The 17,285-nt window shown below is 71.5% G+C and carries 17 protein-coding genes; 7 read left to right on the top strand and 10 right to left on the bottom strand.

Translation table 11 applies throughout. The features are described from left to right. Window positions 1-7: 7 nt before the first annotated feature. From ACGF5T_RS10150 to ACGF5T_RS10140, 3 genes are read right to left on the bottom strand one after another with little or no spacing between them, the layout of a single operon-like run. The gene (locus ACGF5T_RS10150; protein WP_356610225.1) at window positions 8-859 is read right to left on the bottom strand and encodes a carbohydrate ABC transporter permease; all 852 of its coding nucleotides are present in this window, start codon (window positions 857-859) and stop codon (window positions 8-10) included. Next, window positions 856-1,827, bottom strand: a complete 972-nt coding sequence (locus tag ACGF5T_RS10145) for a sugar ABC transporter permease (RefSeq protein ID WP_366766847.1) — start codon at window positions 1,825-1,827, stop codon at window positions 856-858. Before ACGF5T_RS10145 ends, ACGF5T_RS10150 begins: the two co-directional genes overlap by 4 nt. Window positions 1,828-1,867: 40 nt before the next feature. Beyond that, window positions 1,868-3,136: an extracellular solute-binding protein gene (locus ACGF5T_RS10140; RefSeq protein ID WP_356610226.1), complete on the bottom strand. Its 1,269-nt coding sequence runs from the start codon at window positions 3,134-3,136 to the stop codon at window positions 1,868-1,870. A 256-nt stretch (window positions 3,137-3,392) separates the two neighbouring features. Here ACGF5T_RS10140 and ACGF5T_RS10135 point away from each other — a divergent pair, with 256 nt between their 5' ends. Together ACGF5T_RS10135 and ACGF5T_RS10130 are read left to right on the top strand one after the other, a co-directional pair. Next, complete coding sequence (locus ACGF5T_RS10135) at window positions 3,393-4,238, top strand: GntR family transcriptional regulator (protein WP_356610227.1); 846 nt, start codon at window positions 3,393-3,395, stop codon at window positions 4,236-4,238. A 165-nt stretch (window positions 4,239-4,403) separates the two neighbouring features. Then, on the top strand, window positions 4,404-5,825 hold the full coding sequence (locus tag ACGF5T_RS10130; protein ID WP_361015443.1) for a Gfo/Idh/MocA family oxidoreductase: 1,422 nt from the start codon (window positions 4,404-4,406) through the stop codon (window positions 5,823-5,825). A 125-nt stretch (window positions 5,826-5,950) separates the two neighbouring features. Here the strand turns inward: ACGF5T_RS10130 and ACGF5T_RS10125 are convergent, their stop codons facing one another. The 3 genes from ACGF5T_RS10125 to ACGF5T_RS10115 all read right to left on the bottom strand — a co-directional run bounded on the left by ACGF5T_RS10125 (window position 5,951) and on the right by ACGF5T_RS10115 (window position 8,516). Further along, complete coding sequence (locus tag ACGF5T_RS10125) at window positions 5,951-7,036, bottom strand: GNAT family N-acetyltransferase (protein ID WP_366766848.1); 1,086 nt, start codon at window positions 7,034-7,036, stop codon at window positions 5,951-5,953. A 116-nt stretch (window positions 7,037-7,152) separates the two neighbouring features. Further along, window positions 7,153-7,524, bottom strand: a complete 372-nt coding sequence (locus tag ACGF5T_RS10120; RefSeq protein WP_366766849.1) for a hypothetical protein — start codon at window positions 7,522-7,524, stop codon at window positions 7,153-7,155. A gap of 227 nt (window positions 7,525-7,751) precedes the next feature. After that, window positions 7,752-8,516, bottom strand: a complete 765-nt coding sequence (locus ACGF5T_RS10115; RefSeq protein ID WP_366766850.1) for a L,D-transpeptidase family protein — start codon at window positions 8,514-8,516, stop codon at window positions 7,752-7,754. 479 nt (window positions 8,517-8,995) lie between these two features. Between ACGF5T_RS10115 and ACGF5T_RS10110 the strand changes: the two genes are divergently transcribed. Then, window positions 8,996-9,199, top strand: coding sequence for a cold-shock protein (locus ACGF5T_RS10110; protein ID WP_003978336.1), 204 nt, complete (start codon window positions 8,996-8,998; stop codon window positions 9,197-9,199). Between the two features lie 108 nt (window positions 9,200-9,307). On the opposite strand, the gene ACGF5T_RS10105 is transcribed toward ACGF5T_RS10110, so the two are convergent. Together ACGF5T_RS10105 and ACGF5T_RS10100 are read right to left on the bottom strand one after the other, a co-directional pair. Beyond that, the gene (locus tag ACGF5T_RS10105; protein WP_356610232.1) at window positions 9,308-10,141 is read right to left on the bottom strand and encodes an alpha/beta fold hydrolase; all 834 of its coding nucleotides are present in this window, start codon (window positions 10,139-10,141) and stop codon (window positions 9,308-9,310) included. Window positions 10,142-10,235: 94 nt separating this feature from the next. Then, window positions 10,236-11,051 (bottom strand): SAM-dependent methyltransferase, encoded by an 816-nt coding sequence (locus ACGF5T_RS10100; protein WP_356610233.1) that lies wholly within the window; start codon window positions 11,049-11,051, stop codon window positions 10,236-10,238. 199 nt (window positions 11,052-11,250) lie between these two features. Here ACGF5T_RS10100 and ACGF5T_RS10095 point away from each other — a divergent pair, with 199 nt between their 5' ends. Next, a complete protein-coding gene (locus ACGF5T_RS10095; RefSeq protein WP_356610234.1) occupies window positions 11,251-11,874 on the top strand; it encodes a DinB family protein in 624 nt (207 codons plus the stop codon). Window positions 11,875-11,926: 52 nt separating this feature from the next. Here the strand turns inward: ACGF5T_RS10095 and ACGF5T_RS10090 are convergent, their stop codons facing one another. Next, a complete protein-coding gene (locus tag ACGF5T_RS10090) occupies window positions 11,927-12,838 on the bottom strand; it encodes an SMP-30/gluconolactonase/LRE family protein (protein WP_366766851.1) in 912 nt (303 codons plus the stop codon). Window positions 12,839-13,009: 171 nt separating this feature from the next. Between ACGF5T_RS10090 and ACGF5T_RS10085 the strand changes: the two genes are divergently transcribed. Further along, on the top strand, window positions 13,010-13,534 hold the full coding sequence (locus tag ACGF5T_RS10085) for a VOC family protein (protein ID WP_366766852.1): 525 nt from the start codon (window positions 13,010-13,012) through the stop codon (window positions 13,532-13,534). Between the two features lie 46 nt (window positions 13,535-13,580). Here ACGF5T_RS10085 and ACGF5T_RS10080 read toward each other — a convergent pair whose 3' ends face one another. After that, on the bottom strand, window positions 13,581-14,729 hold the full coding sequence (locus tag ACGF5T_RS10080; RefSeq protein WP_366766853.1) for a YncE family protein: 1,149 nt from the start codon (window positions 14,727-14,729) through the stop codon (window positions 13,581-13,583). A gap of 761 nt (window positions 14,730-15,490) precedes the next feature. Here ACGF5T_RS10080 and ACGF5T_RS10075 point away from each other — a divergent pair. Then, on the top strand, window positions 15,491-16,033 hold the full coding sequence (locus tag ACGF5T_RS10075) for a hypothetical protein (RefSeq protein ID WP_392887439.1): 543 nt from the start codon (window positions 15,491-15,493) through the stop codon (window positions 16,031-16,033). 85 nt (window positions 16,034-16,118) lie between these two features. Further along, the coding region (locus tag ACGF5T_RS10070) for a trypsin-like serine protease (protein ID WP_392887436.1) at window positions 16,119-17,285 on the top strand (1,167 nt) is incomplete at its 3' end.

The following is a 17,285-nucleotide window of genomic DNA, read 5'->3' as shown; positions in this document are numbered from 1 at the left end:
TGCGCGGTCAGCCCTTGACGCCTCCGGAGGCCAGTCCGGCGGTCACATGCCGCTGGAGGGCGAGGAAGACGACCAGCGCGGGCAGCGCGAAGAGCGTGGACGCCGCCATGGTGGCCCCCCAGTCGGTGCCGAAGGTCGACTGGAAGGAGGAGAGCCAGACCGGGAGGGTGCGGCTGTCCTGCTGCTTGATGATGAGGAAGTTGGCGTAGGTGAACTCGTTCCAGGCGGTGATGAAGCCGAACAGCGAGGTGGCCATCAGGCCGGGCGCCAGCAGCGGGAAGGCGACCTTGCGGAAGGCGCCGGCCCTCGTGCAGCCGTCGACCTGCGCGGCCTCCTCCAGTTCGGGAGGGATGCCGGCGATGAAGCCGCGCAGCACGACCACCGTGAACGGCAGCGTGATCATGAAGTAGATGAGGGTCAGCGTCGGGAGCCGGTCCAGCATGCCGGTGTCGCGGGAGATGATGTAGATCGGGATGATCAGCGACTCCCAGGGCGCCATCTGCGCGATGAACACCGCGAGCACGAACTGCCGGCGGCCCCGCCAGCGCATGCGGGCCACGGCGTAGGCGGCGCCCAGGGCGACGAGCAGGGCGAGCAGTACGGCGCTCAGGGTGACCAGGATGCTGTTGCGCCAGAAGAGCGCGAAGCCGTCGGCGCCGACCGCCTGCCGGAAGTGGTCGAGGGTCCAGGCGCGGGGGAGCAGCCGGGGGTCGTAGGACTGGATGTCCGGGGACGGCTTGAACGCGGTCGTGACCATCCAGTACACGGGGAAGAGGCAGACCACCACGGTGAGCGCGGCGGCGGCGTTGAGCGGCAGGCGTCGTACCGCCCGGCGCACCGAGGGGCGCGTGGTGCTCACAGCTCACCCTCCTGACGGAACAGTTGGCGGAAGTAGACGACGAGGACGCCGCTCATCAGCAGGACCGTGAGCATCGAGGCCGCGGACCCCAGGTCGTAGCGCTGCCCGGCCAGCGCGGTCTGGACGGCGTACACGGGCAGGATGGTGGTGGCCTCGCCCGGCCCGCCGCGGGTCATCACCCAGATCTGCACGAACGCCTTGAACGTCCAGATCACCTCGAGGGACAGGACCAGCATGAAGATCGGCCGGATGAGCGGGAACGTCACGGAGCGGAAGACGCGCGGGCCGCTCGCGCCGTCCATCCGGGCCGACTCGTGGAGTTCGGCCGGAACGGTGATCAGGGCCGAGTAGAGGGTGATCGCGGCGAACGGCACGGACTGCCAGACGATCAGCAGGACGACGATGGCGAACGCGGTACCACCGTGGGCGAACCAGGTGTACCCCTCGTACGAGCCGAGCCCGAGGCCGGTCAGGGTCTCGTTGACGATGCCGAACTCGGAGTGGAACAGCCACTGGAAGACGGTGGTGGCGGCCACCACGGGCACCGCCCACACCAGGACCAGTGAGCTGAGGAGCACGGTCCTGGCCACCCTGCCCAGCCGCTCGGCCATCAGCGCGACCAGCGTCGACAGGACCATGATCGCGACCACGTTGACGGCCATGAACACGAAGGTCCGGCGCACCACCTCCCAGAACTGCGGATCGCTCAGCAGGGTCCGGTAGTTGCGCAGCCCCACGAAGTCGGCGTCCCCGAGGATCAGTTGGCGCAGCCGGAAGTCCTGGAAGGAGATGAGCACGGCGCGGGCCAGTGGGTAGACCAGCAGGTAGAGCATGCCGAGCACGGCGGGCGCGATCAGCAGGTACGGCCAGAGCGATCCCCGGCCGGCCCCGCCCGCCCGTCCGGTGGCGCGCGGCGGTGGGCGGCGGCTGACGTCGCGCGGCACGCTGCGCTCACGGACGGTCGACACGGTGCCTCCTGGTCCTCGGAGTGTCGGGGGGCGGTCGCGGTCAGGAGCCGCTGTTGAGCGTGTCGGTGATCGTCCGGGACGCCTTCGCGGCCTCGGACCGGGCGTCACGTCCGGTGAGGACGGCCGTCATGTACTCCTTGACCGGGTTCTTGGCCTCGACCGCCGCCCACTGGGGCGTGTTGGGGGTGGCGTGTCCGTTCGCGGCGCCGGCGGCCATCGCCGCGGTGCCGGGGTCGGCGGAGACGGCGTCCGCGAGGGTGGTCTTGTTCGGCACGTAGCTCATGGCGACCGCGAGCTTCTTCTGCCAGGCGTCGCCCGTCAGTTCCCGGAGGAAGGTGAAGGCCTCCTCCTGGTGTGCGGCGACCGCCGGGACGACGAGGTCGGAACCGCCGGTGAAGACGGCGCCCGGACGGTCGGCGCTCTTGCCGGGGATCGGGAAGAAGCCCAGCTTGCCCTTGAGTTCGGGGTTCTTCTCCTCGATGACCTTCGCACCGCCCGGGACGGCGATGATCTGGGCGACCTGCCCCTTGGCCATCACCTCCGCCTGCGGCGGCTGTGCCTCGTCGGAGTCCTTGGGACCCTTGCCGAGTGCCTGGAGGCGCCGGTAGAAGTCCATGGCCCGCAGCGCCTCGGGACTGTCGAGGCCTCCCTTCCACCGGCCGTCCGACTCGGCGGCGAGGTCGCCGCCCTCGTCCCAGACGAAGCCGGACAGGACGTACCAGTTCTGCCCGGGCAGGTAGATGCCCTGCGTACCGCCCCGGTCGAGCTTGCGGGTGGCGGCGACCCACTGTTCCCGGGTCCTGATCCCGGCGGCGTCCACGCCGGCCTGCTCGAAGAGGTCGGTACGGTGGATCACGACCCGGTTGGCGGCGTAGTACGGGATGCCGTACTGCTTGCCCTCGTACGATCCCGGCTCCGCGAGGCCCTTGAGCCAGTCGCCCCCGCCCAGCTCGTCCACCCGGTCCGTGAAGTCGGTGAGGCCGCCGCTCTGCGCGTACTGGGCGACCTGCGTGTTGCCGACCTCGATCACGTCGGGAGCGTCGTTGCTGGCCAGGGCGGCGGTGACCTTCTCGCCGATGCCCTCCCACTCCTGGATCTGGATCTTCAGGTCGATGTCGGGGTGGGACTTCTCGAAGCCCGTCTCGAAGTCCTTCTGGAACTCGGCCGAGACGCTGTCGCGCATCAGCCACACGTCCAGGGCGGTCGGGCCGCCGCCGGCGCCGTCCGAGGCGTCACCGGACGAGGAGCAGGCGGCGAGCCCGGCGCTGAGCACCAGCGTGGAGAACAGGGCGAGCGAGCGGTACTTCACGGTTCACCTCTGGGAGAGCTGGGAGGGACGACGAGTCGGCGGGCGACGAGCGGAAAGGACGGCACACCCGCACCTGACCAGTAGAGGCCCAGAGGCTTACCAGTCAGCGTTGGACGAAGGTGGCATGGACCAATGAGGCCGTCAACCCCTCGCGTAAGCACGTGACTTCGGCCGAAGATCGCGTTGTGTGGCTGGTTTGCCACCGACCTGGACAGGTAAGCTCTGCTGACCAGCAGACCAGTTACGGGAGTACTGCATGGAGATCGACGCCGCCGCCTCCGGAGCGGTGCTCAAGCGCGAGCGTGTCCGCGACGCCGTCCTGGAACTCATCGAGGAACGGCGCCCGGGGGACGCGATCCCCTCCGAGCGCACCCTCTGCGCCGAACTGGGGGTCTCCCGGCCGACGTTGCGGGCCGCGGTCGACGAACTGGTGGTCGCCGGCCTGCTGGTGCGCGAGCACGGCCGGGGCATGTTCGTCGCCGCCGAGAAGATCACCCAGGAACTGGTGTCGGACCGGACGGCCTTCAGCCTTCCGCAGGCGGCGGGCGCCTGGACCAGCAGGCTCCTGGAGATCCGCACCCTCCCCGCGGGGGCCCGGGTGGGTCGCAAGCTGCGCATGTCGCCGGCCGCGCGGATCCACTACGTGGCGCGGCTGCGGCTGGTCGACGGCTCGCCCATGGCCATCGAGTACCTGCACGTTCCGGCCGACCTCGTGGCGGACCTGACCAGTGAGGAACTGGAGCAGGGCGACCTCTACGAGCACCTGAGCGAGCGGCACGCCGTCCGGGTCAGTGAGGCCGTGCAGTCGATCGAGCCCACCGTGGTGACCCGCGCGGAGGGCGACCTGCTCGACGTGCCGGAACTGTCCCCGGCGCTGCTCTTCGAGCGCCTGACCACCGACACGCGCGGACGTCCCGTGGAGTACGTGCACTCCCTCTACCGCGGCGACCGCTACCGCATCGTCTCCCGGCTCACCCTGGGCCCGAGCGACCAGGCCCCGCCCGCGCGCGAGGGCCACCACCCGGGCATTCCCCCGGGCGACTTCACCAACAAGGACCCCGTGACGCTCTCGACGCGCGGAGTGGTGCAGGACGGTATGTGACGCCACCGGTGCGCGGAAGTGCTCGGAACTGCTGCGCATCAAGCACGTATTGACATGGACGGGCGGAGACCGCAGAGTCATGCCCCGAACGTGCTCGACCGCGCCCGACAACGCCCGACACTGCCCCGCCCGTGATGCCGACCGCCCACGAGGAGTGTTGCCGTCATGTCCGAAACACCCGCTGTCTCACGCCGACTGCTCCTGGGCGGAGCCGTCGCCACCGGCGCCCTCGCGGCCGGGATGACCGCCTCGGCCCCCACCGCGTCGGCGGCCGAGCGGGCTCCCGGCCGCAGGCCCGGCCAGAGGTCGATGATCGGGGTGCCGTTCGAGGCGCACCGGACCGTCCGCGTCGGTGTCATAGGCCTCGGCAACCGGGGCGGCGGCATGATCACCGGCTGGGCGGCCGTGCCCGGCTGCACCGTGACCGCCGTCTGCGACATCCGCGCCGACCGCGCGAAGCGCGCCGCCGACCGGCTGGAGAGCAAGGGCAGCCCGCGCCCCGCCGAGTACGGCGGCTCCGCCGACTCCTACGCCCGGATGCTCCGGCGCGACGACATCGACCTGGTGTACATCGCCACACCCTGGGAGTTCCACTACGAACAGGGCAGGGCCGCACTGCTCAGTGGCAAGCACGCCATGGTGGAGCTGCCCGTGGCGACGGAACTGCGCCAGCTGTGGGACCTCGTCGACACCTCCGAGCGCACCCGCAGGCACCTGTTCCTCTCCGAGAACTGCAGCTACGGCCGCAACGAACTGGCCATGCTCAGGGCGGCGCACGACGGCCTGTTCGGGGACATCACCAACGGTCACGGCGGCTACCTCCACGACCTGCGCGAACTCCTCTTCTCCGACACCTACTACACCGACTCCTGGCGCCGGCTCTGGCACACGCGCAGCACGGCATCCTTCTACGCCATGCACGGCCTCGCCCCCATCGCGGCCGCCATGGACGTCAACCGCGGCGACCGCATGACCACCCTGCGCGCCACCGCCACCGCCCCCAGGGGCCTGGCCGACTACCGCGCGCGTTTCGTACCCCGCGACCACCCCTCCTGGAAGGAGACCTACGTCAACGGCGACCTGGTCACCTGCCTGATCGAGACGGCGAAGGGCAGGACGATCCGCGCGGAGCACGACGTCAGCTCGCCCCGCCCCTACAGCCGGATCAACACGCTCGCAGGCAGCCGGGGGATCGTCGAAGACTACGCCGGACCCGCCCCGACCGGCGCCCGGATCTACGCCGAACCGGACCACAGCGGCCACACCTGGCGCGATTTCGAGGGCTACCGCAAGGAGTACGACCACTGGCTGTGGCAGAAGGTCGGTGACGACGCCGCCAACAACGGCGGGCACGGCGGCATGGACTACGTACTCCAATGGCGCACCGTCCAGTCCATGCGGGCGGGGCTGGTCCCGGACATCGACGTCTACGACTCGGCCGCCTGGTGCTCGCCCGTCCCCCTGAGCGTCATGTCGCTGGCCAGGGACGGACGCCCGGTCGACGTCCCCGACTTCACCCGGGGCGCCTGGCGCGAGCGCCGGCCCGGCCTGGACTCGACGCCCACCGAGATGCCGCCCACCGGCTGAGCGCACGAGCCCCGGACCACGGCACACGGCGAACGGCCGTGTGCCGGGCCGGCCCGCACCACGGTCCCCGGGCCCGCACCACGGTTGCTCCGGCCCGCAGCACGGTCCTCCCGGCCGGGCCGCCGTCAACGGGCGCGCAGGCGGCCCAGCGCTTCCAGCGTCCGGGCGGCGCCCTGGGCGAGGCCCGGACGCTCGCGGACGAAGCGGCGGGCGGCGCGCGCCGGCTCCCGCCCCAGCCGGTGGACGGCGGCGCCCATCCCGGCGCGGACCACCGTACCCTCGTACACCGTCAGGTCGCGGGTCTTGAACGACTCCTTGTAACGGGCCGGCCCGCTGCCCAGGTCGACCAGGCGGATCCCGTCGGCGGCCGCCGCCTCCAGCATCCGCAACTGCAGCAGCAGGCCGGGGGAGTACTTGCCGTAGGCCCGGTCGTACGCGGGGAACCACCAGGACAGCACCGTGGGCGACCGCAGCCCGAAGTGGGCCGCCACCGGGCGGCCGGCGGCGTAGAGCACGGACAGCACCCCGCGGCACCCGGGGTCCTCGCCGCGGGCGAGGATGTCCACCAGCCGGGTGATCCAGGCCTGGGCGAACCGGTCCCGCCGGCCGGTGCGCCGGTACTGGGCGGATTTCCACCCCATGAGCGCCCGTAACGCCGCCGGATCCCGATCGTCGAACACGAAGCGAACCTCGCCGACCTGACGGGCGAGTCTGCGTTCCTTGGCGAGGGTCTGCCGGAAGAAACCGGGCGAGCCGTGGCGCAGGCCCTCGGCATACCGTTCGAATCCGTCACCGAGGTCGACGACCGGCGAGGCCAGCTCCTCGACCGCGTGGGGCAGGAACAGGGCCTGGCCGGCTTCCAGGTTGTCGAACTCCCAGGACGACAGATCGCAGCTCCGCAGCAGGGCGCGGGCGTCGAGACGGATGCCGGGCCGCAGGACCGCGCCCTGACTGTCCGACACCCCGAGCCCGAGGGCCCGTCCCCGGCCGGCGAAGGCCCGTTCGTACGGGAAGTACCCCACCGGGCAGCCCCCCTCCCGCAGCACCGCCACCCGTGTCCGCGGTCTGACCCGTCCGACCGCCACGGTGAACGCGGGGTCCATGAACGGGTTGGCCGGGGCTGCGGAGGCGGCTCTGATCTCCCGCCAGATCTTGTGGTCGTCCGTACCGAGTTCTCCCGGCACGATCACGTCTATGCGCTTCTCGGACATTCGTCCGCCTCCTGCGTCGTCGGAACTCTCCGGACACACGAAGGCCTGCTGGACACCGCGTCTCGGCGGGCAGTACACGGGCCGCGCGGCGCAGGCCTCGTCGGTACCGCCGGGGTTCAGCAGCGGAACGTCTGCAGTTCGGGTGCGCTCCGCGCGGGCCCGTCCGCGCCCCGCCCGGGGACGGGCGGCCGGCGAAGGCCGCCGTCGTCCCGTCCCCGGGTGCGCGTCGGTACCGGGGCGGGGGCGGCGACGCCGTGGTCGCAGGCCGCCCTCCCGGCGGTCCTCGGTGAGCGGACGGCGACCTGGCGGAGCGAGGGGTCCTCCTCGCCCGGGTCCGGCTCCCCGGCCGTCTCGACCACCGCCACCACGGCCACGTGGGCGGAGCCCGGCGCGGGCTCCGCCTCCGGGAACCCCGCTCGCTGCGCGGCGAGGAGATGCAGCAGCGCCCAGGCCAGCAGGACTGCCGCCGCTGCCCATCGACGCCGCACTGTCGCACCCCTGACCTGCCGCCCCGGCGGGGACCGACACCGGCCGGACACCGGACCGGTCCCCCGAACACGTCCGGCTCGCCTCCAGTAGGCCGAGCGCGGTCCGCCCCGTCAAGACCGCGTGGACGAACCGGTACGCCCGCCCCGTACGGGCCACGGCATACGGTCAAGGGCTCCGTCGGTGTCTCGCGCGGGGCGTCCACGGCACGGCGACGCCGGTGCGCGCACTACCGCTCCAGGACCGACTCCGGACCCATCACGACGACCGGCTCCTTCTCCGGGTCCAGGGCGCCGAGCAACGTGCGCATGTGCTCCTCGCTCAGAGAGACACAGGCGTTCGTCGGTCCCTCGTGATCCACGTGGATCCAGACGCCGCCGCCCTTGTCCTCGCCCAGCGGTCGCGTCTTGTCCAGCGGGGTGGTGCCGGGCACCCGGTTGTAGTCGATGGCAATCACGTAGTCGAACGAACCCTCCAGCGGCTCCCCGAGATGCCCGGTGCCCGACACGGCGAACTCCGGGTCCTGGTCGTAGGGAAGCCGGGTACCGGGGTCCGGGAGCCTGCCACCGGCGTCGCTCAGACGGAAGACGCCGACGGGCGAGCGGAGGTCGCCCGCCTCGTGCTCCTCGGTCCAGCCGCGCAGGCCGTTGTGGGCCGCCCAGGGACCGGCGACGGCACGCCAGCCCCGCGCAAGGTCCTGCTCGTAGAGCACCACCCGTGCCCGGTTCGAGGTCCTGGTCGCGCCCGTGACCACCAGGGCCTGCCGGGAGGCGTCGGGGATGCGGGCCCGCAGGGACGGACCGAGTCCCGGCAGGGGGCTCGGGAACGAACGCGGGGGAGCGGGGCGGGGCGAGGTCGGCTGGGAGGCGGATCCGCCGGGCGCCTGCGCGTCCCGTGGGGCCGCGCCCGGCTGATGCCGGGCGCACCCCGTTCCCAGCAGGCCGGTGCAGACGACCGCGCCGATCACCTTGGCCAGCGCATTCCTGACGGTCATATCGATCTCCGACTCCGTGTGTGGACTACTCATTGCTTGACCACTAACGGAACCGGGGTGTGCGGCCGCCCCGCCGTCTCCCCCGTATGGCCCAGGGCTCAGGCTCCTCGGCGGGGCGGAACTGATCCCACGGGCGGGCCGGACCCCGGAGGACGGCTCCTGCGTCGACATCCTCTCCGGCGCCGCCACCGCGGAGCAGGTCGAAAAGCGCCTCCTGTGCCATGCCCGGCTGATGACCGGGGCGCGACACCGCCCCCGAGCACCTTCCGGGCCTCGGTTCGGCAACATCGTTGCCGCTCACACCCCTTACTCACTGGTGAGGCTCGGACATGCCGTGTAGCGTCAGCAGCAGATGTCGTGGTTCGCCCAGACCGCCCGCCCCGGAGTGCGGGCGGTTTGCTGTGCAATGCCGGAGGACCAGGACGACCACCTCCGGGTTCGCGCGGTGCGAATCCGATAACGGCTGAAAGGCAAAAGGCATGGCCAGCGGAACTGTCAAGTGGTTCAACTCTGAAAAGGGCTTCGGCTTCATCGCGCAGGACGGCGGCGGTCCCGACGTCTTCGCGCACTACTCCAACATCAACGCCCAGGGCTACCGCGAGCTGCAGGAAGGCCAGGCCGTCACCTTCGACATCACCCAGGGCCAGAAGGGCCCGCAGGCGGAGAACATCACCCCCGCCTGACCGGGAGACCGCCGAACGGGGCACGGTGCCCGGGAACCACTGGTTCCCGGGCACCGTGCCCCGAGGCATGTCCGGGCCCCTCGCGGCCTCCCCAGTGCCGCGCGGCCGTCAGGGAAGGCGCCCGAGGAAGGCGAGCAGCGCGGCCGTGAGCTCGGCCGGCGCGTCCTCCTGGACGAGATGACCGGCGTGGGCGATCGGCTCCCATCGGGCACCGGGCACGGCAGCGGCGAGTTCACGCCCCTTCGCCACCGGAATCCACGCGTCGTCCTCGCCCCAGCAGACCAGCGTCGGGACGGTGATGTCCGCGTACCGCTCCTGGATCTCGTCGGTGTGGCGCTGGTCGGCCTGGGCGATCTGCCGGTAGAACGCCGGCTGCCCCGCCTCGCCGAGCCAGGGCCGCACCAGCCGGTCCAGGACCGCCGGGTGCAGCCCCGGGCTGCTGGCGGAACCGACGTACTCGCGGACCAGCGCCCGGTGGAGCGGCGGCGGCAGCGCCTCGAAGACCTCGGCGTGGTCGCGGACCAGCCGGAAGAACGGCGAACCCCACGGGGCCAGCGCGACCGGATCGACCAGGGCCAGCGCCCGGTAGCCGGCGCCGTGCAGCAGATGGGCCCGCAGCGCGACGGCACCCCCGAAGTCGTGGGCGACCACATGCGGCCGCTCCAGACCCCAGTGGGCCAGCAGCTCCGTGAAGACCCGGCCCTGGGCGGCCAGGGACACGTCCTGGCCCGCGGACTTCTCCGACGCCCCGTAGCCCGGCATGTCCCAGACGAACACCTGATGCTCACGCGCCAGCGAGCGGGCCACCGCGCGCCAGACGTACGAGGAGAACGGCGTGCCGTGCAGCAGGACCAGCGCGGGCCGGCCGGCTTCGCCCAGCCGGTTCCACCGGACCGCGCCGGAGCTGCTGGTGAACGTCTCGGGCAACGACCATGCGGGCATACGCGCACTCCTCGGGATCGGGTGCCGGGACCGGCGGTCGGGCCCGTCGCCCGGCGCGTACCCGCCGCCGGTGACGGACTCCGTCAGGGCGGTGTCACACCTTGCGGGCGAGGCCGCCGTGCTCGCCGATGGGCTCCGGGGCGGGGGAGCCGGCGTCCGGACGCCACTGGGTGACCGGGACGACCCCGGGCTCCACGAGCTCCAGGCCGTCGAAGTACGCGGTGATCTGCTCGACGGTGCGCAGGACGTACGGGGCGGCGCCGCTCTCGTTGTAGGCGTCCTGCGCCTGCTCGAATTCCGGGTCGATGCCCCGGGAACCGTCGTTGACGGAGAGGTAGCTGCCGGACGGCAGCGCTTCCATCAGCCTGGTGACGACGGACCGCGCCCGGTCGTGGTCGGCGATGTGCCCGAGGATGTTGCTGAGGATGAGGGCCACGGGCTGCGTGAAGTCCAGCGTCTTCGCGGCGTCCGCGAGGACACTCTCGGGGTCGAGCACGTCGGCGTCGATGTAGGCGGTCGCACCCTCGGGGGTGGAGTAGAGCAGCGCGCGGGCGTGGGCGAGGACCATCGGGTCGTTGTCCACGTACACGATCCGGGACTCGGGGGCGATGCGCTGGGCGACCTCGTGGGTGTTGTCGGCGGTCGGCAGACCCGTCCCGATGTCGAGGAACTGCCGCACACCCGCCTCGGCGACCAGGTACGTGATGTTGCGGCGCAGGAAGGCACGGCTGCTGCGGGCGATGGTGACGATGCCGGGGAAGACCGCGGTGTACGCGTCGCCGGCCTGCTCGTCGACCGGGTAGTTGTCCTTCCCGCCCAGCCAGTAGTTCCAGATCCGGGCCGAGTGCGGCACCGAGGTGTCGATCCTCTGGTGCGCGGCGGAGCCGGGTGTCGTCACGGGGTCGCTCATGGGTACGGTCCGTCTTTCAGCCGAGGCGTGGTTACGTCGTCACAACCTACGCCGCAACGGCCCCTGCCCGCACAGCGGTTCATCCCTTCCCGGCGGGCGGATAACGGGGCGCGGGTCGTGCGGCCCTTGTGTCAGGCTGACGGCTCGGCAGGGCCGTCCTCCTCCGGGGCGTGAGCCCTTCGTCGCGACGCAGGAGTGTTTGATGACGCCGTCTCGTCTGGTTCCGCTGCTGGAGCAGTTCGACTTCGCCTGCCGACGCCTCACCGACCGCATGGTCGGACCGGTCATGGACAGCGGGGACGGGACGGAGACGTCCGTCAGCCCCCTGACGGACGAGGAGTACCTCTGGGAGCCCGTGCCGGGCGCCTGCTGGTCGGTCAGACGCCGGGCGGAGGGGCCGGGGCCCCGCGCGACCCGGCTGGACGGCACCGGTGAGTGGGGCAGGGACGCCGCGCCGTACCCGCATCCGTCGCCGCCGCCCCTGACGACCCTCGCCTGGCGGCTGAGCCACCTGGCCGAGATGCTCTTCCTGCGGGCCGACCACACGGCCGACACCCACTCGCTCACCCGCGACGACTACGCGGTCGCCGGCGGCGCGACCGAAGCGGTCGCGGCATTCGCCACGGGCGCCGCCGCCTGGCACGACGCGCTGCTGGGCACCGACGAGGCCGCGCTGGACGAGGTCGGCCGGTGCACGTACCCCCATGGCAGTGACGCGGAGGAGCCTTTCGTCGACGTCGTCTGGTGGGTCAACCAGGAGGTGCTCCACCACGGGGCGGAGATCGCCCTGCTGCGCGACCTGTACCGCGTACGGCAGCGGTGACCGGCTGTGTCCGCGGGCGGCCGGGGCCACGGCCGGCGGGGGTGCCGAGGGCCTACAGGCGGGGCGCGCCGGTCACCGACATCACGAGTGAGTACAGGGACGTGGTGGCGGTGATGAACAGGCGGTTGTTCTTCTGGCCGCCGAAGGCGATGTTGGAGACGGGCTCGGGCACACGCAGCCGGCCGATGAGGGTGCCGTCGGGGTCGTAGCAGTGGACGCCGTCGTGCAGCGCGGCGGCCCAGAGCCGGCCCTCGTCGTCGAAGCGGATGTTGTCGAAGTGCACGTCACCCCGGGCCTCGGCGAAGACCTTCCCGTCGGACAGCGTGCCGTCCTCGCCGATGTCGAAGACGTGGATCCGCGCGGCCCGGGAGTCCGAGACGTACAGCCGCCTCTCGTCGGGGGACAGCACGACACCGTTGGGCCCCTCGAAACCGTCGGCCGCCAGCCGGACGTCCCCCGAGACCGGGTCGATCCGGTACACGTGGCACGCCCCGATCTCGGACTCGGCCCGGTGGCCCTCGTAGTCGGTGATGATGCCGAAGTCCGGATCGGAGAACCAGATCGTGCCGTCGGATCGGACGACGGAGTCGTTCGGGCTGTTGAGCCGCTTGCCGTCGAAGCGGTCGGCGAGCACGGTCACGGTGCCGTCGGGCTCCGTGCGGGTGACACGGCGGTTGCCCTGTTCGCAGGTGACCAGCCGGCCCCGCCGGTCGAGGGTGTTGCCGTTGCTGTGTCCGGCCGGCGTACGGAAGACGCCGACCGTGCCGGTGGCCTCGTCCCAGCGCAGGATGCGGTCGTTGGGGATGTCGCTCCAGATCAACTGCCGCCAGGCGGGCAGGTACAGAGGCCCCTCGGCCCACCGGCAGTCGTCGTACAGGACCTCCAGCCTGTTGTCACCGTTCGTACAGCGTCCGGTGCGGAAGCGGTCGTCAAGAATCTCGTACGGGCCGTCGTCGGCGGGCATGGTGTCCTCTCGGCGCGAGTGATCAGGGCCGTGGCCAACGTAGCGGCGACCGCTCACTTCGATCCAGCGACGAGCGCGGCATCATCGCGCCGTGGCAAGTAGGACCGGAACCGGCCTACTTCCCGGTTAGCGTCGTCGCACCGCATCGCACCGAGAGAAGGGACGTGTCCGATGAAGCACCCCGCACCCGAGGGGTACACCAGCGTCGCGCCGTGGGTGGTCACCGATGACACCGGCGCGCTGCTCGACTTCGTCACCGCCGCGTTCGGTGGTGAGGAGCTGGCCCGGGTGGAGGTCGAGGACGGCACCGTCGGGCATGGTGAGATCCGGGTCGGTGACACGGTGGTGCTGGCCTTCGACCGGCGGTCCGACTGGCCGGTGATGCCCGCGCTGCTGCGGGTCTACGTGCCGGACGCGGACGCCGCGATGGCCGCCGCGGTCGAGCACGGCGCGCAGGTGGTCACCGAGGTGGTCGACAGCGCGTGGGGGGACCGCGGGGGCAGGGTCCGGGACCCGTTCGGCAACATCTGGTGGGTGGTGAGCCACGTCGAACAGGTCGATCCCGAGGTGGCCTGGCAGCGCATGGGGCAGCCTCGGTACGCGCAGGCGATGCGGGTCGCCCAGGAGACCCTGGACGCCGAGCTGAGCGGCCGGGAACGGGGAACGGCCAGCGCCCCGGTGCGCCCGTCCCGCTGAGCGGCGCCACCGGAGGCGGTCGGGCCCGAGGCAGGGTGCGGCCGTCTCACAGGAGCGCGATGCCCAGGGGCCGTTCGCCGACCGGCAGGCGCTTCACCCGGCCCGTGCCGGTGTCGACGACGCTCAGACCGTTCCAGTAGCCGTCCCGGGTGAAGCCGCCGGAGACGTAGGCGGTGCGGCCGTCCGCCGAGGGGACGACGGTCTCGTGCGCGCCGTCCAGGGGGATGACCCGCTCGTGCCCGTCGGGCCGGCGCACGGTCAGGGACGGGCCGTCGTCCTCGGACGGGTCGATCGGGCCGGTGCCCACGGCGTAGAGGGTGCCGTCGTCACCGACCGCCACCCCGTGCTGGTGGGTGTCGGCGGTCATGTCCTCGATCCGGACGGACCCGGTGCGGGGATCGACCACGGCGAGACGCTCGCCCTCGAAGGGCAGCAGCAGGGCGCCGTCCGAGGGGCGTACGGCGGTGTAGTGCGGCTTGAGCCAGGAGCCGAGGCCGCCCTCCGTGCCGTACGGCGCGACCTCGACGCGGCGCGCCGTCCAGTCGCCGGTGTCGACGACGGTGACGTCGAAGGAGTCGTGGTTGGTGGCGTAAACGTGCCGGCCGTCGCGCGACACGTCCACGTCGAAGGGCCGGCGGCCGACCGGAACGGTCTCCGTCACCTTCCGCCGCCCGGTGTCGACGACCTCCAGCGTGCCGTCGCCGCCGGGGACGTTGACGCCGACGTAGACCCGGCCGCCGTCCGGGGACACGGCGATGCCCATGCCGCCGCCCCGGTACTCGCCGGTCGCCACGGGGCCCGTGTCGGTCGTGTAGGGGATCAGCGCGGTGCGCTCGCGGGCGCGGGTGTCCACCGCGGCCACCCCCTCCGCCGTCGCCACCCACGCCGTACCCTCGTCGTCGAGGGCGACCCCGTACGGGGCGGTCCCCACCCGCACCGAGCCCAGGTCCGCCGCCGCGCCCGACCGGGCCGGATCGACGAAGGTGACGGTGTCCGCGCCGAAGTCGGTGACCAGCAGGGTGCCTTCGGGGGTGCGGGACGGGCCTGTGCCGGTGTCCGGCATCCGCGGGCCGGTCGCCGCGGGCGGCGCGGACACCGGCGGCACCGCCTCGGTGCCGTCGTTTGTCGTGCATGCGGCCAGGGCCGCCGTGACGGCGGTCAGCGCGGCGAACAGACCTGCGAGGCGCCGCTTCACCGTTGCCCCCCCGTCACCCGTGCGGGACGTGAGGCCGGCACCGGACCGCCGGGCGAGGCGGTCGGGCGGGAGGTTCGTCGATGCATGTGCGACAACTCCGCGGTGTGGAGGGCCAAGTGCCTCGAGCTTCCCCCGGCGGAACGGTGCCGCCGGTCGGTGTTGTGGTCGCTCTCGGCGGACGGAACGGTTGACGGGAGCATCGTCCGATCGGATGACGGGCTCCGCCGCGAGCTGTTGGCTCTGCACGGAATCCCCACGTAGGGGCATGCAACCTTCGCATCAGGTGACGAACCTCACCGTGCATCTGCAAGTTCTGCCTTCTTTGTCACCTTTGAGGCAGTGGACAAGATCAGCTTGTGGCGATGACATGTACGGGCTCGGTGAAGCCGGGACGTCGGAGGTCGGAATTCCAGACGACTCCAATGACGTGGGGGTGCTGGGAACCGATGGCCGCCGGGCCGGGGCTGTCGAAGTACGGGGGAATGTACAGGTGCTCGTTTTACGCAGACGGCTACGAGCCGTGCGTCGTGTCCTCGGCGCCGTCCCGGCGTGGACGAACCCGTCGATGAAGTCCCGCCCGTCTCCGGTCATGTCGCCGAGCCCGCGGCCGGCCGCGTGAGCGCCCGTGCGAGTGGCCACGGAAGGCACCCCGCGAACCTGGCTGTCTCCTGCTGAGCGTCCGGCAGGAGCAGCGTGCTCAATCGGCCGGTGCCGGACACGCGTTCCCGACGCAGCCCCCTATGGATCGACGAAGGAAAGTGATGAAGGAACACGTCGTGACTGCGGCCAAGCCGCACCGTAAGAAGTTCGTCGCGCGCACCCTGCTCCTGGCCACGGCCGTCGGCGCCTTGGCGTGGGGCCTGCTCCCGACGGGGGCACAGGGCGGAGGCGACAGCGGCCGGGCGGTGGCGGTGGCCGACGAGGCGCCCGGCTACGCCGTGGAGGACTTCGCCTATCCGGAGGCCGACCGGATCCTGCGGGAGCGGGGCATCGTCCTCAAGCGCGGTGACGGTCACATCACCCTCGCCGACTGCGCCTCGGGACCCGGCCTCCTCCAGGTCATGGCCAGACGTGAGGACGACGTCATCTGCTTCCGGACGGTCGGCACGTCCGGATGGCTCACCTTGGAGATTCCCGCCGTCTACGTGGTCAGGGGCAACGACTACACCACCCGGGTGGACATGAGCGTCGGGGACGAGGAGAAGTCCTTCGACATCGAGAAGAACACCTGGACCTCCGTGGGTGAGAGTGCGGATGAGCAGGGACGCGAGTTCATGCTCATGGAGATCAGAACCTCCAAGTAGCTCGTCTGCCGGAGCCCGCGGTGCCCTGCCACGAGCCGCCGGGCACGAACGCGCACTCCCTACGGAACTCTCAAGAAGGAATCCGATGTCCCGCCCTCTTTCTCGCTCACTCCTGCTGGCCGGTTCCATCGTGGCCTGCTCTCTGACGGGCCTCTCCGCTCCGCCGGCCGTCGCCCTCAACGGCGCCGAGACCGCCGACGCCTCGCTCTCGTTCGTCGCAAAGATCAACGTCGGTGACCAACGGGCGTGCACCGGGACCCTGGTGGACCCCCAGTGGGTGCTCACGGCCGCCAGCTGCTTCGCCTCGGACGCCAAGCCCGCCGCCGGGAAGCCCGCCGTGGCCACCACCGTCACGGTCGGTCGCACCGACCTGACGCAGACGGGTGGCAGCGTCCAGCCCGCACTCGCCCTCGTGCCGCACGCCGACCGCGACCTCGTCCTGGTCCGGCTCAGCAAGAGGATCGCCGACCCGGCGATCACGCCCGTGCCGATAGCCTCCGCCCCCGCCGCGAGCGGTGAGGAACTGACGAAGGCCGGGTTCGGTCGGACCAGGACGGAGTGGGTGCCCAACAAACTGCACACCGGCACCTTCACCGTGGCCTCGACCACGGACACGGCGGTGAACCTCAACGGCTCCGACACGGCGACGGTGTGTCAGGGCGACGCCGGAGGGCCCGCCCTGCGCTCCGTGAACGGCAGTCCCCAGCTCGTGAGCGTCAGCTCTCGCTCCTGGCAGGGCGGCTGCCTCGGAATCGACCCCGCGGAAACCCGCACCGGCGCCGTCGACACCCGAGTCGACGATCTGGCCGGCTGGGTGAAGGCGGTCGTGTCCCGCGAGAAGGTGACCCCCGCCGACATCGACGGCGACGGCAAGGACGACCTCGTCCTGCAGCGCATCGACGGTTCTGTGGTCGTGCACCGCAATCTCGGCACCAGCTTCGGACCGGGAACCGTCATGTCCTCGGGCTGGGGCCGCTTCGTCACCGGGACCGACCTCGGTCGCCTGTACTTCGCCGACATCACGGGTGACGGCAAGGACGACATGGTGGTTCATACTGCGGACGGCAATGTCGCGGTCCGTAAGAACATGGGTACCTACTTCGACGGTGGTACCCACTGGAGCGCCGGCTGGGGTCGCTTCGTCACCGGGACCGATCTCGGTCGCCTGTACTTCGCCGACATCACGGGTGACGGCAAGGACGACATGGTGGTTCATACTGCGGACGGCAATGTCGCGGTCCGTAAGAACATG

Source organism: Streptomyces sp. NPDC047853 (assembly GCF_043204535.1).
GTDB lineage: Bacteria > Actinomycetota > Actinomycetes > Streptomycetales > Streptomycetaceae > Streptomyces.
The sequence above is the reverse complement of the archived record's forward strand: the minus strand, read 5'-3'. Positions and strand labels throughout refer to the sequence as shown.